The following is a 24659-nucleotide window of genomic DNA, read 5'->3' as shown; positions in this document are numbered from 1 at the left end:
CGGGCTCAGTCGTTGTAACGCGGCAGCTCGCGCTGCCAGTTCTCCGGCTGGTTGATGAAGTTGATCAGTTCGCGCAGGCGGCCGTGGTCGCGGCCGTTGAAGCGGAAGGCCAGGCGGATCAGCTTGCAGAACTCCGGCTCGTCCTGCTCCAGCTCGCAGTAGGGCTGCTGATGGAAGCCACCCTCCAGGCACAGGTCGCTGAACTCGTCGTGCAGGTAGGCCAGGGCATGGGCGTTGAGCGGGCGGTTCATGCGGATGGCGAACAGCCCCTTGAGCCAGCGGCTGGAGTGGTAGTTGCGGTAGAAGTGGGTGATCTCCACCACCGCCTCCTCGGCGCTGGTGACCAGCTTCAGCAGGTGCATGTCGCTGGGTAGGATGTAGCCGTTCTCCTCCAGTTGCTCGCGGATGAAGTGCAGGGCGTCCTTCCAGTAGCGACCCTCCGGCACGTCCAGCAAGACCACCGGCACGATCGGGCTCTTGCCGGTCTGGATCAGGGTCAGCACCTCCAGCGCCTCGTCGAGGGTGCCGAAGCCGCCGGGGCAGAGCACCAGGGCGTCGGCCTCCTTGACGAAGAACAGCTTGCGCAGGAAGAAGAAGTGGAACGGCAGCAGGTTGCCGGTGTCGTGCACCACATCGTTGGCCCGCTGTTCGAACGGCAGGCTGATGTTGAAGCCGAGGCTGTGCTCGAGTCCCGCGCCCTCGTGGGCGGCGGCCATGATGCCGCCGCCGGCGCCGGTCACGGTCATCAGCTCGTGGTGGGCCAGCAGACGGCCGAGGTCGCGGGCCAGCAGATAGAGCGGGTGGTCCGGCTGGGTGCGGGCCGAGCCGAACACCGTGACCTTGCGCCGCCGCTTGAACTGCTCAAGGACGCTGAAGGCGTTCTCCATCTCGCGCAGCGTCTGCATCATGATCTTGGCGTCCCAGCGATTGCGGTCGGCCTCGGCCATGCGCACCACGGTCATCAGCATCTCGCGGTACAGCGACTGGTTGGGACTTCCGGGGGGCACGCTGAGGCTGACGAGTTCGTCGACCTTCAGGCCGACATCGATGCCGCTGGTCTGGAAGTGTCTCGACAGGTAGTCATCCGACTCATAAGGCATGTGATTACTCCTTGTTGTTGTGGACCGCTACAGCGCGATCTGCTCACCCGGTTCCGGGATGTTGGCAGTCCACTGCAGGCGATCGTGCAGTGCCTGTTGCAGCACCTTCATCTTTTCCAGTTCGCCATGGACCAAATATAGCTCCGGTCGGTGATCGAAGTGTTTTACCCAGTCGAGCAGCTGCGATTGTCCGGCATGGGCCGAGAAGCCACCCAGGGTGTGCACCTGGGCCTTGACCGCGATGCGCTGGCGCAGCACGCGCACGGTGGGTGCGCCGTCGACGATGGTCCGGCCCAGGGTGCCCTTGGCCTGGAAGCCGGGGAACACGATATGGCACTCCTTGCGCCACAGGTTGTGCTTGAGATGGTGGACGATGCGTCCGCCGTTGCACATGCCGCTGCCGGCGATGATGATCGCGCCGCTCTGGATACGGTTGATCGCCATCGAGTCCTCCGCCCGCGGCGTGCAGCGCAGGATCGGCAGCCAGTCCTCGACCTTGGTCACGTCGTGGCTGCGCAGCAGTTCGCGGTCCTTGGGGTCGAACTGCGCGTGGAAGCGGTGGTAGATGGCATTGGCCTGGATCGCCATCGGGCTGTCGAGGAACACCGCCTGCTGCGGCAGGCGGCCCTGCTGGTAGAAGCGGCCGAGGTGGAAGATCAGGTCCTGGGTGCGGCCGACGGCGAAGGCGGGGATCAGCACGTTGCCGCCGTCGCGGTGGGCCTGCTGGAGGATGTCGGCCAGCTCGTCGAGGGTGGCCTCGTCGCAGCGGTGGTCTCGGTCGCCGTAGGTCGACTCCATCAGCACCACGTCGGCCTCGCCGAGCGGGGTCGGGTCGCGCATCAGCGGCGTGCAGGTGTTGCCCAGGTCGCCGGAGAACACCAGGCGGCGGGTCAACTGGTGGTCATGGACCTCCATCTCGACGATGGCCGAGCCGAGGATGTGCCCGGCGTCGTGGAAGGTCACCGCGATGCCGCGCGCCACCTCCACCCGCTGGCCGTAGACCACCGGGCGGCGCAGCTTGAGCGCCAGCTCGGCGTCGGCCTCGGTGTACAGCGGCACCACCGGCTCGCGGCCGAGGCGCGCCCGCCACTTGTTCTCCCACTCGGCGTCGCTTTCCTGGATGTGCGCCGAGTCCATCAGCATCAGCTGTAGCAGCTCGCAGGTCGCGTCGGTGGCGTAGATCGGCCCGCGGTAGCCCTTGGCCGCCAGACGCGGCAGCAGGCCGCTGTGGTCGATGTGGGCGTGGGAGATCACCACGGCATCGAGGCTCTTCGGGTCGAAGGCGAAGGGCTCGCTGTTGCGCGACTCCTCCTCGCGGCGGCCCTGGTGCATGCCGCACTCCAGCAGCACCCGGGCACCGTCGCGGGTCTCGATCAGGTAGCAGGATCCGGTGACTTCCTGGATGGCGCCGATGAAGGTGAGAAGGGCCATGTGATCTCCTGGTTCCGATTGTCGCGCCCGCCTGCCGGCGCGGGCGGGTCCTTGATGCAGGTCAGCCGCTAGGGGGCTTGTGGTTCTAGACTACTCCCAACCCCATCCCGGAGTCTTGCCCCATGAGTCAGCTTTTGCCCTGCGCCGAGGAGCTGCAGGCCCATGCCCTGGCGGAGCCGAGCTTCGCCGAGTGGGCTCGGGGCTGTGGCCCGCTGCAGCACACCGCGGCCACCCAGGCAGCGGTGTTCCGCCTGGCCCATCGCCTCGTGCAGTCCGGCTGCCAGCCGGACCTCGCCAGCGTCTATCGCCTGCTGCAGGCGCTCGACCGCCTGACCTGCACCGGCCTGTGGCTGGTGGCGCACATGACCTACGCACGCCGGGTGCGCCTGGATGGCGCCGAACTCGAGGCCGACGACTTCAAGGCCCGCCCGGAGGGGCACACCGGTGGGGCGCTGAACATGGTGCCGGCCTATGCCGGCTACCTGGCGTTGAATGCGCTGACCGGTGAGACCCGCGCCTGGGCCATGGGCCAGGGCCACTGCGTGGCGGCCATCGAGGCGCTCAACGTGCTCACCGGTAACCTGCACCCGGAACAGGCGGCGCGCTACGGTCACGACGAGGCCGGACTGAGTCGCCTGGTCGCCGACTTCTACAGCTACGCCCAGGCTCCCGACGGCCTGCCCGGCGTGCCGCTGGGCAGCCACGTCACCCCGCACACCGCCGGCGGCATCGCCGAGGGCGGCTATCTCGGCTTTGCCGAGTTGCAGTATGCCCACCAGCCGCTGCCGGGCGAGACCCTGGTGGCCTTCCTCTCCGACGGCGCCGCCGAGGAGCAGCGCGGCAGCGACTGGATGCCGCGCTGGTGGCGTGCCGAGGACTGCGGCGTGGCCCTGCCGGTGCTGATCGCCAACGGCCGGCGCATCGAGCAGCGCACCGAGCTGGGCACCGCCGAGGGACTGGCCGCCTTCGTCGAGCACCTGCGCCGCTGCGGCTTCGATCCGCTGCGCTTCGATGGCCGCGATCCGGCCGCCTTCGTCTGCACCCTGCACGAGATGGAGCGCCATCTGGGGAACCGGGTCGAGGAGCTGCAGCGCGGCATCCTCCAGTACCCCTTGCCGATCCCTTTCGCCATCGCCGAGACGGTCAAGGGGTTCGGCTTCCACGGCGCCGGCGAGAATGCCGCGCACAATCTGCCGCTGCCGGGCAACCCGCATACCGATGCCGAGGCGCGCCGCTTGTTCAACGCCAGCGCCGCGGCCCTGTGGGTGGCGCCGGACGAGCTGCGCCGGGCGCTGGACTGTTTCGCCGCCCTGCGTCCGGGACGCGCGCTGGAGCGCGATCACCCGCTGGCGGTACGCCGGCCGGCGCTGCCGCAGCTCCCCGAGCTGCATTTCCACGACCGGGACTGCTCGCCGATGAGCGCCATCGATCGCTTCTTCGTCGACCTGACGGCGGCCAACCCGCAGCTGCGCCCGCGCGTCGGCAATCCCGACGAGCTGGCCAGCAATCGCCTGCACGGCGTGCTGCAGGCGCTCAGGCACCGGGTCTGCGTGCCGGAGGCCGACGACGAGGCGGTGGACGGCCGGATCATCACCGTGCTCAACGAGGAAGCCGTGGTGTCGGCCTGCCTGGCCAACCAGGGCGGCCTGAACCTGGTGGCCAGCTACGAGGCGTTCTGCGTGAAGATGCTCGGCGCAGTGCGCCAGACCCTGATCTTCGCCCGCCAGCAGACGGAGGCCGGTCGCCCCGCCGGCTGGCTGGGCTGGCCGCTGGTGGCCACCTCGCATACCTGGGAGAACGGCAAGAACCAGCAGTCGCACCAGGACACCACCTTCTGCGAGGCACTGCTGGGGGAGATGGGCGACACGGTGCGCGTGCTGTTCCCGGCCGACCACAACAGCACCCTGGCGCTGCTGCCGCAGATCTACCAGACGCGCGGCCGGCTGGCCTGCCTGGTGGTGCCCAAGCGCGAGCGGCCCTGCGTGTTCGACGCCGCCCAGGCGCAGCGACTGGCTCGCGACGGGGCCTGCGTGGTGGCCGAGCGGGCGGGCAGCGAGCCACTGCTGCTGATCGCCAACGGCAGCTACCAGCTCGCCGAGATGCGCCGCGCCGCCGCCCGGCTGGCCGAGGCCGGCTATGCCTACCGGCTGGTCTACCTGCAGGAACCGGGGCGCTTCCGTGCCCCCCGTGACCTGCTGGAGCAGCAGACGGTCGCCGACGAGGCGCTGCGCGAGCGGCTGTTCCCTGCCGCCATGGCGCGCCGCGTGCTGCTCACCCACATGCGCCCGGAGGTGGCCCGCGGCCACCTGTGGCTGCTGCTGCCGGACGCCTGCCGGAGCGCGGTACTGGGCTACCGCAACCGCGGCGGCACCCTCGACGAAGCGGGCATGCTGTTCGCCAACCGCGCCTGCTGGGCCAACGTGGTGGCCGCCTGTGCGCAGCTGATGGACGTACCGCGCACTGCGCTGCTGACCGCCGACGAGGCGGCCGCGCTGGCCGGCAAGGGCGATCCTGCCGTGCTGCGCTGACGAGAAAGACCCGCCGCGGGAGCCGGGGCGGGTCTTTCTCGGTGGTGCCGGATTACTTCTTCAGTCCGCAGTCGGCGGCGCGGAAGCGCTCGGTGGTCACCGGGCGATTGCTCCTGTGCTCGCTGAAGTCATAGATCAGCACTGCGCCCTTGCCGAGCAACTGGCGGTAGCCGGGGTTCCGGCAGACGCTGGCGCGCAGCTGCTGGCGGACGGCGTCGGGATTGCTGCGCATCTCGGCGGCGTGGCTGGGGCGCACGCTGAGGTGGTTGATCAGCTGGTTGCCCTCGGTGGTGTAGCCCTGGTCGAGGATGTCGGCGTTGATCGCCCGCGGAGTGCCGACGCTGCTCTGCCGGGCGACGTCCTCGAGCAGCTTGCCTAGTTCGTGGTCCTGCAGCGAGGCGGCGTGGGCGGCGGAGGCGGCCAGCAGGCCGGCCAGCAGGACGTGAATACGGCGCATGGGGATTCTCCTGGGAAACTGAGCCTTCGACCCGTGCTGGCGCAGCGGGTTCGCAGGGCGTCCATCATACGCCCTGCGCTGGAGCCGGCGGGCGCGTCTGCTAGACTGCCGCGCCCGTTGGAACGCTGCCCCTGGAGTTGCCATGCCGTCATCCGCCCGTCGCGCCCCGACCACCGCCGTCTGCCGGGGTGCTCGATGAGCAACAGCGTCGCCCGCCTGCGCGCCGAGCGCCTCGCCCGCAGCGCCAAGCCCTTCGTCGCCCGCGGCTCGCGCATGCCGCGCTGTCCCGCCTGCCGCCTGGCGCAGAGCCACTGCATGTGCGCCTGGCGCCCGCAGGTGGCCACGCGCAGCGGGGTGTGCCTGCTGATGCACGACATCGAGGCGCTCAAGCCGAGCAACACCGGCTGGCTGATCGCCGACGTGCTGGCCGACAACAGCGCCTTCGGCTGGTCGCGCATCGAGGTGGATCCGCGTCTGCTGGCGCTGCTCGACGATCCGCAGTGGCAGCCCTACGTGGTGTTTCCCGGCGAGTACGCCGCACCCGAGCGGGTGGTGCAGACGGTCGAGCCACAGTCCGGCCGGCGCCCGCTGTTCATCCTGCTCGACGCGACCTGGACCGAGGCGCGCAAGATGTTCCGCAAGAGTCCCTACCTGGACCGCTTCCCGGTGCTCAGCCTGACCCCGGAGCAGCAGTCGCGCTATCGGCTGCGCCGCTCGACCCGCGGCGAGCACCTGTGCACCGCCGAGGTGGCGGCGCTCTGCCTGGAACTGGCTGGCGACCGCGAGGCCGCCGAGGCGCTGGATGCCTATCTCGACGTGTTCAGCGAACGCTACCTGAGCTTCAAGCGCCACCTGCCGCTGGACGAGGGGAGTGCGGCGCATCAGCGCCTGCTGCCGTTCCGCTCCTGAACGACCGGCAGGCGCCGTGGCCACAGCTGGGCGACCAGCATGCCGGCGAGCATCAGCGCGCAGCCCAGATAGCCGCGCGGCGCCAGCGCCTCGTCGAGCAGCAGGGCGCCGGCGATGGCGGCGAACACCGCCTCCAGGGAGAGGATGATCGCCGCATGGGAGGCGATGGCGTGCTTCTGCGCCACCACCTGCAGGGTGTAGCCGATGCCCACCGAGACCAGGCCGCCGTAGAGGATCGCCGGCCCGGCGCGGCCGATGGCCTCGAGGTCGATGTCCTCGAACAGCACGGCCAGCAGCAGGCTGAGCAGCGCGCAGGTGAGGAACTGCAGGAAGGCGATGCGCACCGGGTCGTGGCGACCGGCCAGGGCGCCGACCAGCAGCACGTGCGCGCCCCACACCAGGGCGCCGGCCAGCTGCAGCCAGTCGCCGGCGGCGATCCGGAAATCCGGGCCGATGCTCAGCAGCGCCATGCCGGCCACCGCCAGGCTGGCGCCCAGCCAGATGCCCAGGCCCGCGCGCTGGCCGAGCAGCAGGCCGAGCAGTGGCACGATGATCACGTACAGGCCGGTGATGAAGCCGGAGTTGGTCACGCTGGTGAACAGCAGGCCGACCTGCTGCAGGTTGATGCCGGCGGTCAGCGCCAGGCCGAGCAGCAGGCCGCCGAGCAACAGGCTGCGATTCAGCGGCTCGCCGCCACCGTCCGCGGGGCGGCGCAGCAGCAGCGGCAGCAGCACCAGGGCGCCGAGGGCGAAGCGCAGGCCGGAATAGAGGAAGGGACCGATGGCGTCCATGCCCAGGCGCTGGGCAACGAAGGCGCTGCCCCAGATCAGGGCGGTCAGCAGCATCAGCAGATCGGCACGCAGGGCCTGGCCAGGCATGGGGTTCACCTCAGAAAAAAGGCGAAATTCTGCCCTGAAAGGGTAGAATTGGGGAACCTGCATGAACTCGGCTTGTCGTGCGAGCAAGTCCCTGAGGCTTTTCCGGGTATTTTTCTTGACCGTGCGGGGTGTGCTCGGCATCCTGAGCGCCGCTCGAGCCCCCGCCCGCTCAGAACAACAACAGGACTTATCATGGCCGCCTACGAAATACTGATTGCCGACGACCACCCGTTGTTCCGCAGCGCCCTGCAGCAGGCGTTGAGCATGGGACTGGGGGCCGAGGCGCATCTGGTGGAGGTGGCCAGCATCGCCGAACTGGAAGCGCGCCTGAACGAGAAGCGCGACTGGGATCTGGTCCTGCTCGACCTCAACATGCCCGGCGCCTACGGCTTCTCCGGGCTGGTCCTGCTGCGCGGCCAGTACCCGCACATCCCGGTGGTGATGGTCTCCGCTCAGGAGGAGGCCGCCGTGGTGCAGCGCTCGCGCGAGTTCGGTGCCAGCGGCTTCATTCCCAAGTCCAGCCCGCTGGAAACCATCCAGCAGGCCGTCCGCGCGGTGCTCGACGGCGACGCCTGGTGGCCGCCGCAGGTCGAGGAAGCCGCCGCCCTCTCCGACGAGGTGCGCGCCGCCAGCGAAGGTCTGGCCAGCCTCACCCCGCAGCAGTTCCGTGTGCTGACCATGGTCTGCGAAGGCCTGCTCAACAAGCAGATCGCCTACGAACTGAGCGTCTCCGAGGCCACGGTCAAGGCCCACGTCACCGCCATCTTCCGCAAGCTCGGCGTGCGCACCCGTACCCAGGCGGCGCTGCTGCTGCAGCAGATGGAGTCGATGCCGTCGAGCTGAGGCCGCTCTTAAGCTTCCGCCAAGGCGGGAATGACAGACTGGCGTCTTTTGCAACGGAACGCTCCATCATGCAGTCACCCTTCAAGGGCCGCACCGGCCTCAAGCGCATCCTCAACGCCGCCGGCTATTCCTGGGACGGCCTGTGTACCGCTTTCGCCGGCGAGGCGGCGTTCCGCCAGCTGGTGCTGCTCAACGCCGTGCTGGTGCCGCTGGCCTTCTTTCTCGACGTCAGCCGTGGCGAGCGCGCCGTGCTGGTGGCGGTGTGCCTGCTGGCGCTGATCGTCGAGCTGCTCAACTCGGCGGTGGAAGCCGCCATCGACCGCATCTCCCTCGAGCGCCATCCGCTGTCGAAGAACGCCAAGGACATGGGCAGCGCCGCCCAGTCGGTGGTGCTGGCCATGATCGCCCTGGTGTGGGGCATCGTCCTGCTCGGCTGAGCGTCGGGCGCGTAGCTCAGGGAATTTCCTGCAGGCGGATCTGATCGCTGCGCTGCGCGCCGGCGGTGAAGCTGCGGCACAGTTCGACGAACTCGCGCATGGCGCTGCTCTGGTATTTCTGCTTGTGCCAGATGAAGCTGAACTGGCGGCGCAGGTCCAGCTCCGGGGTTTCCACCGCCACCAGGCTGCCGCGGCGGAAGGCGTCGCGCAGCGCCAGGCGCGAGATGCAGCCGATGCCCAGGCCCGACTCCACGGCGCGCTTGATCGCCTCGGTATGCTCCAGCTCCAGGCGGATGTTCAGCGGCGTGGGGTGATGGCGCATGCCCTGGTCGAAGGTCAGCCGCGTGCCCGAGCCCTGCTCGCGGAGGATCCAGGCCTCGCGCACCAGCTCGTCCAGGCTCGCCGTGCGCCGCCGGGCCAGCGGATGCTGCGGCGCGCAGAACACCACCAGTTCGTCCTCGACCCAGGGCTGCACCTCGATGTCCGGATGCTGGCAGTCGCCCTCGATCAGACCGAGATCGAGGCCGTGCTGGGCCACGCCCTGCACCACGTGGCTGGTGTTCTGCACATGCAGGCGTACCCGGCACTCGGGGTGCGCCTGCATGAAGCGGCCGATCAGCAGGGTGGCCAGGTAGTTGCCGATGGTCAGGGTGGCGCCCAGCTGCAGCGAGCCGAAGCCGATCTTGCCCTGCAGCAGCTGCTCGATCTCCTCGGCGCGGTCGAGCAGGGCCACTGCCTTGGGCAGCAACTGGCTGCCCAGCGCGCTGAGGGTCAGGCGCTTGCCGATGCGGTCGAACAGCGGGCTGTCATAGTGGCGCTCCAGTTCGGCGAGCGAGGTGCTGGCCGCCGACTGCGACAGGGCCAGCGACTCGGCGGCGCGCGACACGCTTTCCAGACGGGCGATGGCGACGAAGACCTGCAGTTGCCTGAGGGTGAAACGCATATCGATATAACCGATTAACAATATATTGATTATTCATTTAACGGATATCTTGCGCGACTATAGAATGCAGCGCAACACGGCCAGCCGGCCGTACTTACTTTCGCATCTGCAAGGAGTCATCCATGAGCAACCTGGTGAGCGAGCGCGTGATCAGCGTGCATCACTGGAACGATACCCTGTTCAGCTTCAAGACCACCCGCAATCAGGGACTGCGCTTCGAGAACGGCCAGTTCGTGATGATCGGTCTGGAAGTGGAGGGGCGTCCGCTCATGCGTGCCTACAGCATCGCCAGCCCCAACTACGAGGAGCACCTGGAGTTCTTCAGCATCAAGGTGCCGAACGGCCCGCTGACCTCGCGCCTGCAGCACCTGCAGCCGGGCGACGAGCTGATGGTCAGCCGCAAGCCCACCGGCACCCTGATCCTCGGCGACCTGCTGCCGGGCAAGCACCTGTACCTGTTCGGTACCGGCACCGGCCTGGCGCCGTTCATGAGCGTGATCCAGGATCCGGAAACCTACGAACGCTTCGACAAGGTGATCCTGGTCCACGGCGTGCGCTGGGTCAGCGAGCTGGCCTATGCCGACTTCATCACCCAGGAGCTGCCGCAGCACGAGTACTTCGGCGAGATGGTCCGCGACAAGCTGATCTACTACCCGACCGTCACCCGCGAGCCGTTCCGCAACCAGGGCCGCATGACCGACCTGATGCGCAGCGGCAAGCTGTTCGCCGACATCGGCCTGCCGCCGATCAACCCGCAGGACGACCGCGCCATGCTCTGCGGCAGCCCGAGCATGCTCGACGAGACCAGCCAGGTGCTGGACAGCTTCGGCCTCAAGGTTTCCCCGCGCATGGGCGACCCGGGCGACTACCTGATCGAGCGCGCCTTCGTCGAAAAATAAGACGAACCGTGCAACGGAAAACGGCGGAGTCCCGGTGAGGGACTCCGCCGTTTTCGCTTATGGACGGCCGCTCAAGCGTAGGGTGCGCTGCGCGCACCGAGCAGCCAACGGTGCTGCGCATAGCGCACCCTAAGCTTCGGCGCGCACCACCTCCAGCACGCGGATGCGCTCGGGGGCGGGGTAGTGCCAGCGCACCTGCAGGTCCCAGAAGCGCACCCCGTAGCGGCGCTCCGGCGTAGGCACCTGGTAGGCCGGACGCGGGTCCTGGGCCAGGCACTGCTCGATCAGCTCGACCACCGGTTCGCCCAGACGCAGCGCCTGCTCGCGGGCCTGGGCCAGGGCGCTAGCGCACCAGTCGACCGGGATCGCCGGCGGCGGCGCGTCGGCGATGGCGTTGCGGGCCTCGTCGACGATGTCGGCGTAGGGCACGTAGGGCTTGATGTCCAGCACCGGGGTGCCGTCCAGCAGGTCGATGCCGGACAGGTGCAGGCGGCCCGCCTCGACCCGCTCCAGTTTCACCACCGACTGGCCGATGCCGTTGGGGCGGTGGGTGGCGCGGGTGGCGAACACGCCCAGCGAGCGGTTGCCGCCCAGGCGTGGCGGGCGGACCTTGAGCCGCGGGCGGTCCTCCAGCGCCTGGTGGAAGAGGAACAGCAGCCAGACATGGCTGACCTGCTCCAGCCCGGCCACCGCGGAGCCATCGTCGAACGGCGGCACGAGTTCCAGCACGCCGCGGGCGGCCGGGGCCAGTTGCGGCTGGCGCGGGATGGCGAACTTTTCCTTGAAGCAGGAACGCAGGTAGCCGACGGGGCTGACGCTGTAGGACATGGCGGGGAGACCGGGGAGGCGACGGGGCAGCGGGGATGATACGCGCCGGACGGCGGGAGAGCACCCCGCGTCCCGGGGGACGCGGGGTGTGCGAGCGGTTACAGGCCGAGCAGCTTGGCCACGTAATCGGCGTCCTTGTCGCCACGGCCGGACAGGTTGACCAGGATGTGCGCATCCTTCGGCAGGGTCGGTGCCACGCGCATGGCCCAGGCCACCGCGTGGGCGCTTTCCAGGGCGGGGATGATGCCCTCGACGCGCGACAGGGTCATGAAGGCGTCCAGGCATTCCTGGTCGCTGGCGGTCTGGTAGCTGACCCGGCCGATGTCCTTCAGGTAGCTGTGCTGCGGGCCGACGCCGGGGTAGTCGAGGCCGGAGGCGATCGAGTGCACCGCGGCCGGGTTGCCTTCGGCGTCTTCCAGCACGTAGCAGGCCATGCCGTGCAGCTCGCCGGGCTTGCCCATCGACAGGGTGGCCGAGTGGCGGCCGGGCTTGTCCAGACCTTCGCCGGCCGGCTCGACGCCGACCAGGTTGACGCTCTCGTCGTCGAGGAAGGCGGTGAACATGCCCATGGCGTTGGAGCCGCCGCCGACGCAGGCGGCGACGTGGTCGGGCAGGCGGCCGTGCTTGCCGAGGAACTGCGCACGCGCCTCGGTGCCGATGATCGACTGGAAGTCGCGGACCATCTTCGGGAACGGGTGCGGGCCGACCACCGAGCCGATGGCGTAGATGAAGTTGTGCGGGTCCTTGAGGTATTCCTCGAAGGCGCTGTCCACCGCCTCCTTGAGGGTCGCCGCGCCGCGGGTCACCGGCACCAGTTTGCATCCGAGGATCTTCATCTTGGTGACGTTGGGATGTTCCTTCTCGATGTCCACCTGGCCCATGTGGATCTCGCAGGGGATGCCCACCAGCGCGCAGGCGGTGGCCAGCGCCACGCCGTGCTGGCCGGCGCCGGTCTCGGCGATCACCTTGGTCTTGCCCATGAACTTGGCCAGCAGCGCCTCGCCCAGGCAGTGGTTGATCTTGTGCGCGCCGGTGTGGTTGAGGTCCTCGCGCTTGAGGTGGATCTGCGCGCCGCCGAGCTGCTCGGAGAGGCGGCGGGCATGGAAGATCGGGCTGGGACGGCCGACGTAGTCGGCGAACAGGCTGGCCAGCTCCTGCTGGAAGTCCTCGCGCTGGCGGATCTCCTCGTAGGCGGCGTCGATCTCGTCCATCACCTGCTTGAGTTCCGGTGGCACCAGCTGGCCGCCGTAGGGGCCGAAGTAGCCGCGGGCATCGGGCATGGGGGCGAAGCGGGAGGTGGAACTCATCGTGGGCACTCTTCCTGAAGTGGGCGCAAGGGGACGGGGCGGGCAGGGCGCCCCGCTGGGTCGTGATGATCTTAACGAGTCGCGCCCCGCAGCGGAACTCGCAGGCAGTCGTCCGCGGCGGCGAGCGGCCACCGGGCGGCGGCAGTCGCATCCCGGGATGCCGGCCAGTTCGCCGGCCCGCTCGCCGTCGCGGTGACGAAGATCGCAAGGTGTTTCCGTCGCGGGGCGGTTGGCCGGCCGAACCGGCCCCTCAGGCCCCCAGGGGCTGGCCGATCATCCCCAGCAGGAAGCCGGCCACCGCGCCCAGCGGCGGAGCCCAGTGGCGGCGCAGCGGGATCTGCGGAGCGATGTCCTGGAACACCGAGTAGAGGATGCCGCCGGAGGCGCTCAGCATGATGGCGCCGACGACCTCGGGGTAGGGCGCCAGCCACAGGTAGCCGCAGAGGCCGGCGAACGGGCCGAGCAGGGCGATCAGGGTGAACAGGCCGAGAATCTGCCGGTTGTCGAGGCGCGAGGAGCGGCGCAGTTCGCGGTAGGCGTTGAAGCCTTCCGGCAGGTTCTGCAGGGCCATCAGCAGGGCCAGCAGCAGGCCGGCGTGGCTGCCGAGCGCCATGGCCGCGCCGAGGGCGAGGGTTTCGGGGATGTAGTCGAACAGCATGTCGACCGCCTGGCTGGCCGAGGTGCGATAGGCGGCAAGGTAGCGGTCGATCAGCATGAACAGCACGCCGCCGGCGGCGAAGCACAGCGCACCGAGCCAGACCGGCAGGGTGCGCATGCCCTCGGGGACCAGCACCAGGGCCACGGCGGCGAGCAGGGCGCCGGCGCCGAAGGCGAGAATGGTGTGGCGCAGTTCGGTTTCCAGCCAGCGCGGGTGGATGTGTTCGCGGATGGCGAGCAAGGCGCCGGCCGGCATGGCCAGTCCGGCGAACAGGGTGAGGGCGAGTATCTGCAGCCAGGGATTCATCGGCGGTCTCCATCCATGCCGGACGAGCAGACATTACACCCCATTCCCTGCGCCGGGCCCAGAGACGACGAGCCCGGCACTGGGCCGGGCTCGTCGGGGGAGGGGCTTAAATCACTTCGGCCCAGAGGTCGTACTCGTCGGCGTCGGTGACGCGCACCCACACCTTGTCGCCCGGCTGCAGGTCGCGGTCGCTGTCGACGTAGACGTTGCCGTCGATCTCCGGGGCGTCGGCGGCGGAGCGGCCGATGGCGCCCTGCTCGTCGACTTCGTCGATCAGCACCTCGATCTCCTTGCCGATCTTCAGCTGCAGGCGCGCCGCGCTGATCGCCTGCTGGTGGGCCATGAAGCGCTCCCAGCGCTCCTGCTTGACCTCGTCCGGCACAGCCTCCAGGCCCAGCTCCTCGGCCGGGGCGCCCTCGACCGGCGAGTACTGGAAGCAGCCGACGCGATCGAGCTGCGCCTCGGTCAGCCAGTCGAGCAGGTACTGGAAGTCCTCCTCGGTCTCGCCGGGGAAGCCGACGATGAAGGTCGAGCGGATGGTCAGCTCCGGGCAGATCTCGCGCCACTTCTTGATCCGCGCCAGGGTCTGGTCCTCGAAGGCCGGGCGCTTCATCGCCTTGAGCACCTTGGGGCTGGCGTGCTGGAAGGGGATGTCCAGGTACGGCAGGAGCTTGCCGGCGGCCATCAGCGGGATGACGTCGTCGACGTTGGGGTAGGGGTAGACGTAGTGCAGGCGCACCCACACGCCCATGCCGGAGAGCGCCTCGCACAGCTCGAGCATGCGGGTCTTCACCGGCTGGCCGTTCCAGAAGTCCAGCTTGTACTTGAGGTCGACGCCGTAGGCGCTGGTGTCCTGGCTGATCACCAGCAGCTCCTTGACCCCGGCCTTGACCAGGCGCTCGGCCTCGGACAGCACGTCGCCGACCGGACGGCTGACCAGCTTGCCGCGCATCGACGGGATGATGCAGAAGCTGCAGCTGTGGTTGCAGCCCTCGGAAATCTTCAGGTAGGCGTAGTGGCGCGGGGTCAGCTTGATGCCCTGCGGCGGCACCAGGTCGACGAACGGGTCGTGGTCGACCTTGGGCGGCACCACCTCGTGCACCGCGTTGACCACCTGCTCGTACTGCTGCGGGCCGGTGACCGCCAGCACGCTGGGGTGGACGTTGCGGATGCTGTCCTCGGAGACGCCCATGCAGCCGGTGACGATCACCTTGCCGTTTTCGGCCAGCGCCTCGCCGATGGCGTCGAGCGACTCGGCCTTGGCGCTGTCGATGAAGCCGCAGGTGTTGACCACCACCACGTCGGCATCCTCGTAGGAGGGGACGATCTGGTAGCCCTCCATGCGCAGCTGGGTGAGGATGCGTTCGCTATCGACGGTCGCTTTCGGGCACCCAAGCGACACCCAACCTATACTAGGATTCTTTTCAGACACGAGAGATTCCAGGGAAGATGAAGAACAGCGGGCGAGTATACAGCTACATGCGTTTTTCCGATCCTCGGCAGGCGACGGGGAGTAGTGCGGATCGTCAGCTGCAGTATGCCCGGAGCTGGGCTGCGGAGCGGGGGTTGGTGCTGGATGAGTCGCTGTCGCTGCGCGACGAGGGGTTGTCGGCGTACCACCAGCAGCACGTCAAGCAGGGGGCGCTGGGGGCGTTCCTGGTGGCAGTGGATGAGGGGCGGATTCCGTGTGGATCGGTGCTGATCGTCGAGGGGCTGGACAGGCTCAGCCGGGCGGAGCCGATCCAGGCGCAGGCGCAGCTCGCGCAGATCATCAACGCGGGCATCACGGTGGTCACCGCCAGCGATGGGCGGGAGTACAACCGCGCCGGCCTCAAGGCTCAGCCGATGGACCTGGTGTACTCGCTCCTGGTGATGATCCGCGCGCACGAGGAGAGCGACACCAAGTCCAAGCGGGTGCGTGCGTCGATCCGCCGGCTGTGCGAGGGGTGGGTGGCCGGCACCTACCGCGGACTGATCCGCAACGGCAAGGACCCGCAGTGGCTGCGCTGGACCGGCGAGGCCTGGGAGCTGATTCCCGAGCGGGTGGTTGCGGTGCGCCGCGCGCTGGAGCTGTACCGTCAGGGGCTGGGCGCGGTGCGGGCGTACCGGGTGATGCTCGACGAGGGGCATGTGCTGAGCGACTGGGGGATCAGCGGCCAGCAAATCTACCGGCTGGTGCAGTTGCCGGCGCTGCGTGGGGCGAAGCGCATCGCGGTGGACGGCGAGCAGTACATGCTCGAGGACTACTACCCGCGGTTGCTGAGCGATGCCGAGTTCGCCGAGCTGCAGCAGCTGTTCGGCCAGCGGCACCGGCGGCGGGGCAAGGGCGAGATTCCCGGCATCGTCACCGGCATCGGCATCACCTGGTGCGGCTACTGCGGCACCGCCATCGTCGGGCAGAACATGATGGGCCGGGTGCGGGCCAACGGAACGGTGGCCGACGGGCATCGCCGGCTGATGTGCACATCCTACGCGCGCAATGCCGGCTGCAAGGCCGGGGGCAGCTGCAGCGTGGCGCCCATCGAGCGCGCGCTGATGGCCTACTGCGCGGACCAGATGAACCTGGATCGCCTGCACGAGCCGACGCAGGACGGCCGGTCGCTGCGCGAGCGGGTGGTGGCAGCACGGCAGGCCGTCGAGGCGGTGGAGCAGCAGTTGTCGCGGGTGACGGATGCCCTGCTGGCCGACGATGGCGGCGCCGCGCCGCTGGTGTTCGTTCGCAAGGCGCGGGAGCTGGAGACGCTGCTGGCCGAGCGGCAGGCCGAGCTGCAGCAGGCCGAGCGGGACATGACGGCGCGCTCGCGCGGGCCGGCGCCGGCGGCGGCCGAGCGCTGGGCGGCGCTGGCTGATGGGGTCGAGGCGCTGGACGCGGAAGCGCGCGACCAGGTTCGCCAGCTGGTGATGGACACCTTCGCGCGCATCGTGGTGTACATGCGCGGTGCCGGTATGCCCGACCGCTCATGCCCGCATGTCGACGTGCTGCTGATCTCGCGCGCCGGCCAGGCACGCATGCTCCGCATCGACCGGCGCAGTGGCGCCTGGCTGGGCAGCGAGGACTGGCATGGTCTGCCTGGTTGACAGATTGCGGAATCAGCAAGAAGCGACTGGTTGACAGATCGCGGAATCAGCAAGGAACACCCCGGCCCGGGGTGTTCCCTTTTTTCGACATGATTCGAGGCCGTTACGACGGCGCATCGGCGGGTCTTGCGCTCCTGCACTCCGCAAAATACTGTATGCACATACAGCAAAGGAGAGCCCAACCCATGGCCCGCAAACCTACCCCTGCAGCACCTGCCCAGCCCACTCCCTACCAGCTGCTCGCCAGCCGCATCCAGAAGCAGATCCTCAACCCGCGGGCGCAGTTGGAGCGGCGGGCGGTGATCGTTCGCCAGGAGGGCGAGCGCGAGGAGGACTGGGAGCTGCTGCTCGAGCAGATCGGCGAGGACGAGAACGTGACCATCGCCCGGCAGGAGGATGGCGGTGTGCTGCTGACCTGGGAGCTGCTGCGGCTGGATTGATCTGTATCGGCGAGAATTAGCCGGCGGAATATCTCTGAGACTGGGATTTCGCCATAAAATTAGCCGGCGGCATTGACTTGAAGTGAGCCTGCGGCTAATTTGTCTCCGAAGACTACAGCACCTCGGAGACCGCCGCATGAAAACCCTGACCCTTTCCCCTGCCGGCCGGCCCTACCTGGCCAAGCAGGCCACCAAGAACGGCACCTTCATCCACCTGCTGCGCGACGCGAATGGCGATGTTCACTGCATGGTCAACATCAGCATCGAGCAGTGCGATCAGGCCATCAGCGTGCGCGTCGAGATCGGCGACAGCTGCCACAGCACCACCCTTCCCCGTGGCGACGATGCCGGCGAGCGCATCGCGCGCTTCGTCGAGTTCATCGCCAACGGCGAGCAGGACTATGGCCTGGTCGATGCTGACGACGATCTTGCTGGGATTCTGCACACGGCCATACGCCTTGGCTTCGGTGATTTCCTCCTGGACGCCGACCTCGAACTTACCCTCAAGGTCTGGAATGCGACGCCGAGGCCAGGGTTCCGCTTCGAAATGCGGGGTGAATGGCTGACGCTGCCCCTGCAACTGCCTGCTGATAGCCAGCGTGCCTATGAGCTGCTGCGCTCCTACGCACAGGATCTGATCTCCAACTACCGCTCCGGCGCAGCGGCCTGAGGTGGCGATCATGGATGCAACCCAGATTTCCATCCTGCTGGGCCTCACCGCCGCACAAGTCGTCGCGGTGGCGCTGCCCTACTGGGTCGGCCGCCAACTCGGCCGCCGCTCCGGCTTCGAGCAGGCAGGCCAGCAACTGAGATCCGAGATCGACGATGCCCGCGATGGCGTGGACAAGACGCAGCGCGAGCTGCGTGCGCTGACCACCTACATGGCATCCCTGCGCGGCCGGCAGGCGCTGGAGCTGCGCCGCCACCTGGAGGAGATCGCTGCGCTCAAGATCGAACTGAGCGAAGCCCGAGCGCTGTCGACCCAGCACGCGCACCTGCTGCGCGATGCTGCCAAGACCATCCGCCTGGCGTGCAGCGGCTGGGAGGCCATGGGCGCGACCCACAAGGCCCGCGAGTGCCGGCCGCTGGCTGCCGACATTTCCCGTCTCGCCGACTGGTTGCACGGCGACGCCATGACCAGCAAGGAGGCTCTCCATGCATAAGCTCGAACTCGGCCGCCGTCCTGCCCTGGTGCTGACGGCCATGGCTGTCACCCTGTCCAGCGTCACCGCCCTGTCGGTGGCCATGAAGATGGACGCACTGATCGACGACGCCCTGCTGGCGGCGGTGTTCGCCACGGCGGCGGTGCTGCTGGATCTGTTCAAGTACCTGGCCTGGCCGCTCGCCTTCGGGCTGATCGCCGCGCGCCGGCTGGGCTATGCGGCGCTGATGATCGGCTGTGCGCTGATCCTCGGTGGCGTGTCGGCCTGGGCGACCTACGACCGCATGCTGACCTCGATCGTCACCGGCCAGGCGCGCCAGGCGGCCATCGTCGAGCAGCGCATGGCCGACCTGCAGGCGGTGCACCAGGACGCGCTGCGCCGGCTGGAGACGCTTGACGCCGAGGGACGATCGGTTGGCGAGCAGGCCCGCCAGCTGCGCGAGCGCGGCATGGTGACCAAGGCGCAGGAGCTGGAGGCCGCGGCGCTGCCGCGCATCGCCGAGCAGCGCGAACGTGCCCTGGTGCGACTGGACGATGTGTCCCAGGAGCTGACGGCGCTGCGCTCGCAGCCGGTGGATGCTGCTGCCCTGCCCGAGCTGCTGGCCGTGCTGCTCTGCGCCGGATTCGCGGTGGCTCTGGAGGTGGTGCCGGCGCTGATCCTGTCGGTGGTGCGCATGGGCCGCAGCCCTGCCGCTGCTGCACCGGCGCCGGTTGCCGCTGTCGAGCAGCGCGCGCAGCCGGAAGCGGCAGCAGCAGCGACCGCTGTCGCACCGACAGCAGCGGTTGTCGCGCCGGCAGCGGGCCAGCAGCAGGAGCTGTTCGGCTCGCCGGATGACGCGCTGTTCGAGCGGCTGCGCAGCATCGCGCGGGAAGCGAAGCCGGGAACGCCGATCCCGCTGCGCGACATCACGGCAGCGCTGCGTGTCGGCAACCGCCGGGCGCAGAGGCTGATCAGCAACGCGCTGGATCTCGGGCTGATGCGCAAGACCGGCGCCGGCTACGTGGCGGCGTGAGGGGAGGGAAGGACCATGACCAAGGCAATCACCATCACCATCGACAGCCATCTGGCTGAGCTGCTGCGCGATTATCGGCTGGCGAAGAACGACGTCGAGGCCGCCATGGATATCGACGACTACGAGTCCGCGGCCAAGCTGATCGACAAGCGCAACGACCTGGCCGGCCGGATCGCCATCTGCCTGGAGGCCCGGGCGGGGCTGGCTGGCTCGGCACAGCGGAGGGCAGCGTGATGATCGGCATCCCCGAGACCGGCACCCTGCAGCACGGTTGCATCAGCGCAAACGTGATCAGCGGCTACCAGCTGACCACCGCCGATGGTCGGCCGGCGCGGCTGGCGATCGTCGACGCCGACGGCAACGTGATCGAGGCCGGCGACAGCGTGGCCCGCGAGGCCTGGAACGTGTGCATCGCGGTGCAGAAGAACTTCTGGATCGGCCAGGGCCACCTGGTGGTGCACAGCGCACCGCCGGGGCTGGCCAGCGGCCAGAAAGCCCCGACCAAGGCCGGACGCCGCGCGCGGGCCTGAGTGCCCGCCGCCAGGACAAGCACTCACGAATCGAGACAAGGACCATCCCATGTTCTTCCGCAACCTGATGATCTACCGCCTGACCCAGCAGATCGACCTGTCCGGCCTCGAGGCCGCGCTGGGCGGCAGGCGTGCCCGCCCGTGCGCGAGCCAGGAGCTGGCCACCTACGGCTTCGTCGCGCCCATCGGCAAGGGCGAGAACGCCCCGCTGGCCCACGCCAGCCAGGGCTGCTACCTGATCGCTGCCCGCAAGGAGGAGCGCATGCTGCCGGGCATGGTGGTGCGCGAGGCGCTCCAGGAGAAGGTCGAGGAGATCGAGGCGCAGCAGTGCCGCAAGGTCTACAAGAAGGAGCGCGACCAGCTCAAGGACGAGATCGTGCAGGCCTTCCTGCCGCGTGCCTTCGTGCGCCGGCGGCAGACCCGCGCAGCGATCGACAGCCAGTCCGGGCTGATCTTCGTCGACGCCTCGTCCTGGAGCGTGGCCGAGGATCTGCTGAGCACCCTGCGCGAGTGCCTGGGCAGCCTGCCGGTGCGGCCGCTGGGCGTGAAGGTTGCGCCGTCGGCCACCTTCACCGAGTGGATGAAGAGCCAGCATGCGAGCAACGGCCTGCAGCTGCTCGACCGTGCGGTGATGCGCGATACCCATGAGGACGGCGGCAAGATCGCCGCAACCCGGCAGGACCTGGGAAGCGACGAGATCCAGGGCCACCTGGCCGCTGGCAAGCTGGTGACGATGCTCAGCCTGGCCTGGAGCGACAAGCTGTCGTTCGTCCTGGACGAGAAGCTGGCGATCAAGCAGCTGCGCTTCGAAGACCTGCTGCACGAGCAGGCCGAGCATGACGGTGGCGACGACGCGCTGGCCCAGCAGGATGCCAGCTTCGTGCTGATGATGCTGACCTTCCGGGAGTTCGTGCCGGCGCTGATCGAGGCGCTTGGCGGCGAGGAAGTGCCGCAGGGCATCTGACCCCCAATCCCTACCCGTTGATACCCACCCGCTGCCGGCCATGGCCGGCGGCAGGGCAGAGCCTTGCCCGAATTCACGAAAGGAGACGTGCCATGCAGCAGCTCTATGCCGAGATCAAGAAGTCCAGCCATTACGCCCACCAGGCGAACTACCACAAGGCCCGCGGCGATTACCCGTTCCGGGTGAGCATTGAGGTGTGCTCCGAAGGCTACGTCGTCAAGGGCGGCGTCGGCGGCCGGTACCGCCTGGCCGACGTGAACCTGTACGTCATCGACAGCCAGGGCCGCAAGGTCCGCATCAAGTGAGGGAGTCAGCCATGCAGAACGATTCGACCAGCGCGCCGGTGCTGCGCGAGTTCATCGCCAAGGTGACCTTCAACCTGTCCGCCCTGATCGCCATGGTTGCCGGCGCAGTGAACCTGCCGGACCTGGTCATGCTGCTGATGCCCTGAGGAGGAATACCACGATGCACGCTGAAACCATCATCTCCGTCCGCTACGTCAGCGGCACCTGGCTGGCTCGCGCGAAGGGCTGCAAGAAGACCGCGAGCTGTGTCTACGATGCCGAGAAGGCTGCCCAGGCACTGGCTCGCAAGCTGGGGCTGGATGCCGATCACCTGGTGAAGAAGGTCGACGGGCGTGATTACCTGGAGTTCAGTTCCACTCCGTCCGCCGCCGAGCAGCCGTACAGCACCACCAGCGACAAGTACCGCGCCGAGCTGTACGACGAGGTATGGGATAAGGCCCGCGCTATGGGATTCAGCAACGTGACCGAGGCGCTGGCGGAGCTGGAGCGCATCAAGGCGATGACCCGCCACCTGTTGGATAGCGTCTTCAAGGCCGACGAGGAGTTCAAGGGCGAGCTGCAGCGCCGTCTGCCGGCGAAGTGGAAGATGGTGCCGGAGCTGCCGACCATCGCCATGGCCGAGGCTGGCAAGCGTGCCATGGCGGCGGGTGGCGACGCCGATGCTGTGTTCGCGGCGATGCTGGAACAGGCGCCGTGCCCGGAGGCGTGGCCGCAGCAGGGGGCTCAGGAAGTACAGCTGGAGGCGCTCCGCAAGTCCGATGCGCTGTGGGAGCTGGAGTCCTCGATCAAGGATCTGGCCCGGCAGGTCGAGGGGGAGTACCGCGCACGCTACTACGCCGGCGCGGTGGGCTTCCTGCGCGCGCTGCACATGATGCGGGTAGTGGATGCCGAGGAGCGGAACCGCTGGAAGGTGAAGATCCTGGAGGCGCACCTGCAGGCCATCGCCCAGTGCGAGGCGGCGGGGGAGGTGGTGCCGGAGGAGATCAAGCGGCGGGAGGCTTTCAAGCTGGAGAACCTGCGGCGGATCGAGCGGGTGACAGAGGCGTTGCAGGGCAAGGAGGACGTCTGATGGTTGCCAACAATCCGAACCTGCCGACTCCGCCGCGCCCCGGCACGAAGGCAGACAACGAACTGGCCCAGCTGCGCGCTCAGGTCGAGCGGCTGACCGAGCATGTGCAGAAGGCCCAGCAGCACGCGCTGGAGATGGGCAACCGGGCGCTGGAGCTGGCGGCGCAGGAGGTGCGGCTGCAGCGCAAGGTTGAGTGCCTGGAGTCGCTAGCGGTCGCGCGCTACATCAGGACGGTGATGACGAAGAGGCGAAGCGTCGGGCCGTCATGGGTAGCGCCGGCTCAGACGAAGCTGAAGCTGCGCCATCTCCTTGTGTGCTTTCCAGTATTCGCGCTCGGCGCGGGGCGGAAGCTGGATTTCGCCATGCTGGTCGGCCAGGTCTCCCTTGTTCGTTATCTGGAACAGTTTCCCGGCCAGGTGGAGGAAGCGGACTACGTCCAGGTCGTCCACCAGCGGGCGGCGGATGTTGTCGACCTGTCGGCCGCGATATTCACGGCTCGGGTCGGGAAGGAAGAGGATGCTATCCAGGGGGATGGGGCGCGGGGTCAGGTCGACCATGTTGCCCTGCGGATCCTGCCAGACAGCGTGGAATTCGGCTTCGATGAAGAGGCCGGGGGTTTCCCAGATGGCCCAGCCTACCAGCTGTTTTCCACCCTGAGCGACGACATGCTCTGGAACGATGCTGAAGCATTCCTGCATTGGCTTGCCGATCAGGGGCTGGTATGGGACGAGGGTGGGGGCCGCATCAGGTGTGACGTGGCGGCAGAAGTCGACAACGTGTGCTGATTCTGGGTTACCAGCGTGAGGTAGGCGCATAGCTTCTCCTTGACTGAGTAGGCGTGATCAGCCGCCCATGCAGCTGACCACGCCGAAGCTGGCCAGGCCGATCAGGCCGAAAAACAGGAAGAGGTTGAAGACCTTTAGGCTGAAGGTCATGGCCGGGTCTGCAGCGCCACAGTGCGGGCAGGCCTTGGCGCTGGCGGCGACTTCCTGTTTGCATTCCTTGCACTTGATCATGGCCATCAGGCGATTTGCTCCTCTTCGGCGGTCAGTTCGGGGATCTCGCCGGTTTCGAACAGGTGCAGCAGCTGCTCCTCGCTGAGGATGAACGCGCCTTTCTCGCGTGCGGCCAGGACCTTGGTAGGGCCGGCGTTGTAGCCGCCGCACAGGTAGGCGAGCTGAGCTGTTGCGGTCTTGACGACGCGCAGCCCTTGCTCGGCCGCCAGTTGCTCAAGGCGGGAACGGTCGGCCTGCTTGAAGCCGGTGAATAGGATTTGCGGGCGGTCGTCGGTCGCTGCGCGTGGTGACGGTAGCGGGGCGGGCGGGGCCAGTTCGCCCTGCAGTTGTTCGGCGCCGGCGAGGTATTCCTGGACTCGATCCTTGCGGAAGGTACGCGGAGTGGTGTCGTGCTCGCTGCGGCCCTGGATGTGGGTGGCGTGTTCATGCCAGCGGGTGAGCGTCCACTCTCGGACATTGCCCTGGGCGTCGCGGTAGACGAAGCGTAGCGGTTGCATGCGGCCTCCTTGCCGTCGTTTCACATCCCGGTGATCTTCGCGTCGATCGCCCGGCCGATGATGTCCCAGGTGCCGTCGAGGGGGACGGTCTGGTAGTCCTTGTTGAGCGGCACCAGGTAGCCGATGCCGGCGTCGAGGACGTATTGCTTGAAGGTGGTTTCGCCGCTGGCCTTGTGGCGGGCGATGTAGAACTTGCCGCTGATGAGGTCGAAGCCCTCGGGGCGGATCAGGATCGGCGTGCCCTCGGGGAAGCTGGGGTAGCTGCTCGAGGTCATCGAGTTGCCGCGCACGCGCAGCCAGTAGCCGCGGGAGCCGGCGTTCTCGGTTGACGACAGCCACTCGTCGGCGACGGCGTAGCACACATTCGATTCGGCCCGCTCTCCTGCGGCGACCCAGCTGATCACGGGGTAGTCCTTAGCCTCCCGGTGCGGCTGCACCATGGGGGCGACGTTGCTGTGTTCGGTTGCCGCGGCCAGGCTGGCGATCTCGGCGGCCAAGCGCGGGCTGAAGCTCTCGACCGGCTCCTCAATGAGCTTCGCCAGGATTGCGGCGAACCGTGCATTCAGCGCATTGGTGCCATTCAGGTACTGAGTGACAGATGGCGGCGCGATTCCGGCGGCATCCGCAAGCATCCTTTGGGTGAGCTTGAGCGCGTTCTTCTTCTTAAGAAAAAGATCGTGCGCTGCTTTGCACTCAGCGAGGAGCTCGGGAGAGAGGGTCTTCTTTCTAGGCATCACTCAACTATAAGCCGTTGGCTAACGAATATGGTTAGCCGCGGCTTTACTCTTAGTTAGCCGTCGGCTACCATTCCTGCGTGTAACGGTCTGAGGCGTAGGAAATGGAAAAAATCTCGCTGCCCGAGTTTGTCAGGAGAGTCGGCCAGGCAGAGGCGGCCAGAATTCTTGGCCTTAAGCCGCCATCGATCGCCAAGGCCATCAAGGCCAAGCGCAACATCATCATCTCCGTGCTCAAAGACGGGGCCTATTCCGCCGAAGAAGTGCGCCCATTCCCCTCCTCAAACGGCAAGAAAGCCGCCTGACCCGCTCGCCACGCATCGAGCG

At 67.9% G+C, this 24659-nt stretch carries 30 protein-coding genes; 18 read left to right on the top strand and 12 right to left on the bottom strand.

The window, feature by feature from the left end; all coding sequences use genetic code 11:
* Nucleotides 1-5: 5 nt before the first annotated feature.
* The gene (locus SK095_RS10470; protein WP_136489453.1) at nucleotides 6-1100 is read right to left on the bottom strand and encodes an LOG family protein; all 1095 of its coding nucleotides are present in this window, start codon (nucleotides 1098-1100) and stop codon (nucleotides 6-8) included.
* A 27-nt stretch (nucleotides 1101-1127) separates the two neighbouring features.
* Nucleotides 1128-2531, bottom strand: a complete 1404-nt coding sequence (locus SK095_RS10465; protein ID WP_201487187.1) for an MBL fold metallo-hydrolase RNA specificity domain-containing protein — start codon at nucleotides 2529-2531, stop codon at nucleotides 1128-1130.
* Nucleotides 2532-2653: 122 nt separating this feature from the next.
* Here SK095_RS10465 and SK095_RS10460 point away from each other — a divergent pair, with 122 nt between their 5' ends.
* Entirely contained in the window at nucleotides 2654-5059 is a 2406-nt protein-coding gene (locus SK095_RS10460; protein ID WP_320548820.1) for a xylulose 5-phosphate 3-epimerase, read from the top strand.
* A gap of 52 nt (nucleotides 5060-5111) precedes the next feature.
* Here SK095_RS10460 and SK095_RS10455 read toward each other — a convergent pair whose 3' ends face one another.
* Nucleotides 5112-5516 (bottom strand): quorum-sensing-regulated virulence factor family protein, encoded by a 405-nt coding sequence (locus SK095_RS10455; protein ID WP_201487191.1) that lies wholly within the window; start codon nucleotides 5514-5516, stop codon nucleotides 5112-5114.
* A 195-nt stretch (nucleotides 5517-5711) separates the two neighbouring features.
* Between SK095_RS10455 and SK095_RS10450 the strand changes: the two genes are divergently transcribed.
* Entirely contained in the window at nucleotides 5712-6425 is a 714-nt protein-coding gene (locus tag SK095_RS10450; protein ID WP_320548819.1) for a tRNA-uridine aminocarboxypropyltransferase, read from the top strand.
* Here the strand turns inward: SK095_RS10450 and SK095_RS10445 are convergent.
* Complete coding sequence (locus tag SK095_RS10445) at nucleotides 6398-7303, bottom strand: DMT family transporter (protein ID WP_320548818.1); 906 nt, start codon at nucleotides 7301-7303, stop codon at nucleotides 6398-6400. The two genes, SK095_RS10450 and SK095_RS10445, sit on opposite strands and share 28 nt — an antisense overlap.
* A 192-nt stretch (nucleotides 7304-7495) precedes the next feature.
* Between SK095_RS10445 and erdR the strand changes: the two genes are divergently transcribed.
* Both erdR and SK095_RS10435 read left to right on the top strand, forming a co-directional pair.
* Nucleotides 7496-8146 carry a response regulator transcription factor ErdR gene (erdR, locus tag SK095_RS10440; RefSeq protein WP_136489447.1) on the top strand — a complete coding sequence of 217 codons (651 nt, stop codon included), beginning with the start codon at nucleotides 7496-7498 and terminating at the stop codon, nucleotides 8144-8146.
* A gap of 68 nt (nucleotides 8147-8214) precedes the next feature.
* Nucleotides 8215-8583: a diacylglycerol kinase gene (locus SK095_RS10435; protein ID WP_201487197.1), complete on the top strand. Its 369-nt coding sequence runs from the start codon at nucleotides 8215-8217 to the stop codon at nucleotides 8581-8583.
* 16 nt (nucleotides 8584-8599) lie between these two features.
* Here SK095_RS10435 and SK095_RS10430 read toward each other — a convergent pair whose 3' ends face one another.
* Nucleotides 8600-9526, bottom strand: coding sequence for a LysR family transcriptional regulator (locus SK095_RS10430; RefSeq protein WP_320548817.1), 927 nt, complete (start codon nucleotides 9524-9526; stop codon nucleotides 8600-8602).
* A 122-nt stretch (nucleotides 9527-9648) separates the two neighbouring features.
* Here SK095_RS10430 and fpr point away from each other — a divergent pair, with 122 nt between their 5' ends.
* Nucleotides 9649-10425 (top strand): ferredoxin-NADP reductase, encoded by a 777-nt coding sequence (gene fpr, locus SK095_RS10425; RefSeq protein ID WP_320548816.1) that lies wholly within the window; start codon nucleotides 9649-9651, stop codon nucleotides 10423-10425.
* Between the two features lie 129 nt (nucleotides 10426-10554).
* On the opposite strand, the gene tsaA is transcribed toward fpr, so the two are convergent.
* The 4 genes from tsaA to rimO all read right to left on the bottom strand — a co-directional run bounded on the left by tsaA (nucleotide 10555) and on the right by rimO (nucleotide 14956).
* Nucleotides 10555-11253, bottom strand: coding sequence for a tRNA (N6-threonylcarbamoyladenosine(37)-N6)-methyltransferase TrmO (gene tsaA / locus SK095_RS10420; RefSeq protein ID WP_136489443.1), 699 nt, complete (start codon nucleotides 11251-11253; stop codon nucleotides 10555-10557).
* A gap of 98 nt (nucleotides 11254-11351) precedes the next feature.
* On the bottom strand, nucleotides 11352-12560 hold the full coding sequence (gene trpB / locus SK095_RS10415) for a tryptophan synthase subunit beta (RefSeq protein WP_320548815.1): 1209 nt from the start codon (nucleotides 12558-12560) through the stop codon (nucleotides 11352-11354).
* Between the two features lie 250 nt (nucleotides 12561-12810).
* The gene (locus SK095_RS10410; protein WP_320548814.1) at nucleotides 12811-13524 is read right to left on the bottom strand and encodes a divalent cation transporter; all 714 of its coding nucleotides are present in this window, start codon (nucleotides 13522-13524) and stop codon (nucleotides 12811-12813) included.
* Nucleotides 13525-13630: 106 nt separating this feature from the next.
* Nucleotides 13631-14956 (bottom strand): 30S ribosomal protein S12 methylthiotransferase RimO, encoded by a 1326-nt coding sequence (gene rimO, locus SK095_RS10405; protein ID WP_320548813.1) that lies wholly within the window; start codon nucleotides 14954-14956, stop codon nucleotides 13631-13633.
* 17 nt (nucleotides 14957-14973) lie between these two features.
* On the opposite strand from rimO, the gene SK095_RS10400 reads away from it, so the two are divergent.
* The 12 genes from SK095_RS10400 (at nucleotide 14974) to SK095_RS10345 (ending at nucleotide 22870) form a co-directional block, all read left to right on the top strand.
* On the top strand, nucleotides 14974-16602 hold the full coding sequence (locus SK095_RS10400; RefSeq protein ID WP_320548812.1) for a recombinase family protein: 1629 nt from the start codon (nucleotides 14974-14976) through the stop codon (nucleotides 16600-16602).
* Nucleotides 16603-16787: 185 nt separating this feature from the next.
* Nucleotides 16788-17042: a DUF1654 domain-containing protein gene (locus SK095_RS10395; protein ID WP_320548811.1), complete on the top strand. Its 255-nt coding sequence runs from the start codon at nucleotides 16788-16790 to the stop codon at nucleotides 17040-17042.
* A gap of 136 nt (nucleotides 17043-17178) precedes the next feature.
* Nucleotides 17179-17712, top strand: a complete 534-nt coding sequence (locus SK095_RS10390) for a hypothetical protein (protein WP_320548810.1) — start codon at nucleotides 17179-17181, stop codon at nucleotides 17710-17712.
* Nucleotides 17713-17722: 10 nt separating this feature from the next.
* Nucleotides 17723-18205, top strand: a complete 483-nt coding sequence (locus tag SK095_RS10385; RefSeq protein ID WP_320548809.1) for a hypothetical protein — start codon at nucleotides 17723-17725, stop codon at nucleotides 18203-18205.
* Nucleotides 18198-19217: a hypothetical protein gene (locus tag SK095_RS10380; protein WP_320548808.1), complete on the top strand. Its 1020-nt coding sequence runs from the start codon at nucleotides 18198-18200 to the stop codon at nucleotides 19215-19217. The genes SK095_RS10385 and SK095_RS10380 overlap by 8 nt, the downstream gene beginning before the upstream one ends.
* A 15-nt stretch (nucleotides 19218-19232) precedes the next feature.
* Nucleotides 19233-19451 (top strand): hypothetical protein, encoded by a 219-nt coding sequence (locus tag SK095_RS10375; RefSeq protein ID WP_320548807.1) that lies wholly within the window; start codon nucleotides 19233-19235, stop codon nucleotides 19449-19451.
* Nucleotides 19451-19747 carry a hypothetical protein gene (locus SK095_RS10370; protein WP_320548889.1) on the top strand — a complete coding sequence of 99 codons (297 nt, stop codon included), beginning with the start codon at nucleotides 19451-19453 and terminating at the stop codon, nucleotides 19745-19747. The genes SK095_RS10375 and SK095_RS10370 overlap by 1 nt, the downstream gene beginning before the upstream one ends.
* 49 nt (nucleotides 19748-19796) lie before the next feature.
* On the top strand, nucleotides 19797-20711 hold the full coding sequence (rdgC, locus tag SK095_RS10365) for a recombination-associated protein RdgC (protein WP_320548806.1): 915 nt from the start codon (nucleotides 19797-19799) through the stop codon (nucleotides 20709-20711).
* 92 nt (nucleotides 20712-20803) lie between these two features.
* Nucleotides 20804-21016, top strand: a complete 213-nt coding sequence (locus tag SK095_RS10360; RefSeq protein ID WP_320548805.1) for a hypothetical protein — start codon at nucleotides 20804-20806, stop codon at nucleotides 21014-21016.
* An 11-nt stretch (nucleotides 21017-21027) separates the two neighbouring features.
* Nucleotides 21028-21162, top strand: coding sequence for a hypothetical protein (locus SK095_RS10355; RefSeq protein ID WP_320548804.1), 135 nt, complete (start codon nucleotides 21028-21030; stop codon nucleotides 21160-21162).
* Nucleotides 21163-21176: 14 nt separating this feature from the next.
* Nucleotides 21177-22085, top strand: a complete 909-nt coding sequence (locus tag SK095_RS10350) for a hypothetical protein (RefSeq protein WP_320548803.1) — start codon at nucleotides 21177-21179, stop codon at nucleotides 22083-22085.
* Complete coding sequence (locus SK095_RS10345; protein WP_320548802.1) at nucleotides 22085-22870, top strand: hypothetical protein; 786 nt, start codon at nucleotides 22085-22087, stop codon at nucleotides 22868-22870. The genes SK095_RS10350 and SK095_RS10345 overlap by 1 nt, the downstream gene beginning before the upstream one ends.
* Before the next feature lie 57 nt (nucleotides 22871-22927).
* Here the strand turns inward: SK095_RS10345 and SK095_RS10340 are convergent, their stop codons facing one another.
* The 3 genes from SK095_RS10340 to SK095_RS10330 are packed head-to-tail and all read right to left on the bottom strand — an operon-like array spanning nucleotide 22928 to nucleotide 24332.
* The gene (locus tag SK095_RS10340) at nucleotides 22928-23107 is read right to left on the bottom strand and encodes a hypothetical protein (RefSeq protein ID WP_320548801.1); all 180 of its coding nucleotides are present in this window, start codon (nucleotides 23105-23107) and stop codon (nucleotides 22928-22930) included.
* Nucleotides 23107-23598, bottom strand: a complete 492-nt coding sequence (locus tag SK095_RS10335) for a BRCT domain-containing protein (RefSeq protein ID WP_320548800.1) — start codon at nucleotides 23596-23598, stop codon at nucleotides 23107-23109. Before SK095_RS10335 ends, SK095_RS10340 begins: the two co-directional genes overlap by 1 nt.
* Before the next feature lie 20 nt (nucleotides 23599-23618).
* Nucleotides 23619-24332 (bottom strand): XRE family transcriptional regulator, encoded by a 714-nt coding sequence (locus SK095_RS10330; protein ID WP_320548799.1) that lies wholly within the window; start codon nucleotides 24330-24332, stop codon nucleotides 23619-23621.
* Nucleotides 24333-24436: 104 nt separating this feature from the next.
* Here SK095_RS10330 and SK095_RS10325 point away from each other — a divergent pair, with 104 nt between their 5' ends.
* Nucleotides 24437-24637: a Cro/CI family transcriptional regulator gene (locus SK095_RS10325; RefSeq protein WP_320548798.1), complete on the top strand. Its 201-nt coding sequence runs from the start codon at nucleotides 24437-24439 to the stop codon at nucleotides 24635-24637.
* Nucleotides 24638-24659: the final 22 nt, after the last annotated feature.

Origin of the sequence: Pseudomonas sp. AN-1 (genome assembly GCF_034057115.1) — a bacterium.
Classification (GTDB): domain Bacteria; phylum Pseudomonadota; class Gammaproteobacteria; order Pseudomonadales; family Pseudomonadaceae; genus Geopseudomonas.
This window is presented reverse-complemented; position numbering and strand designations above follow the sequence as displayed.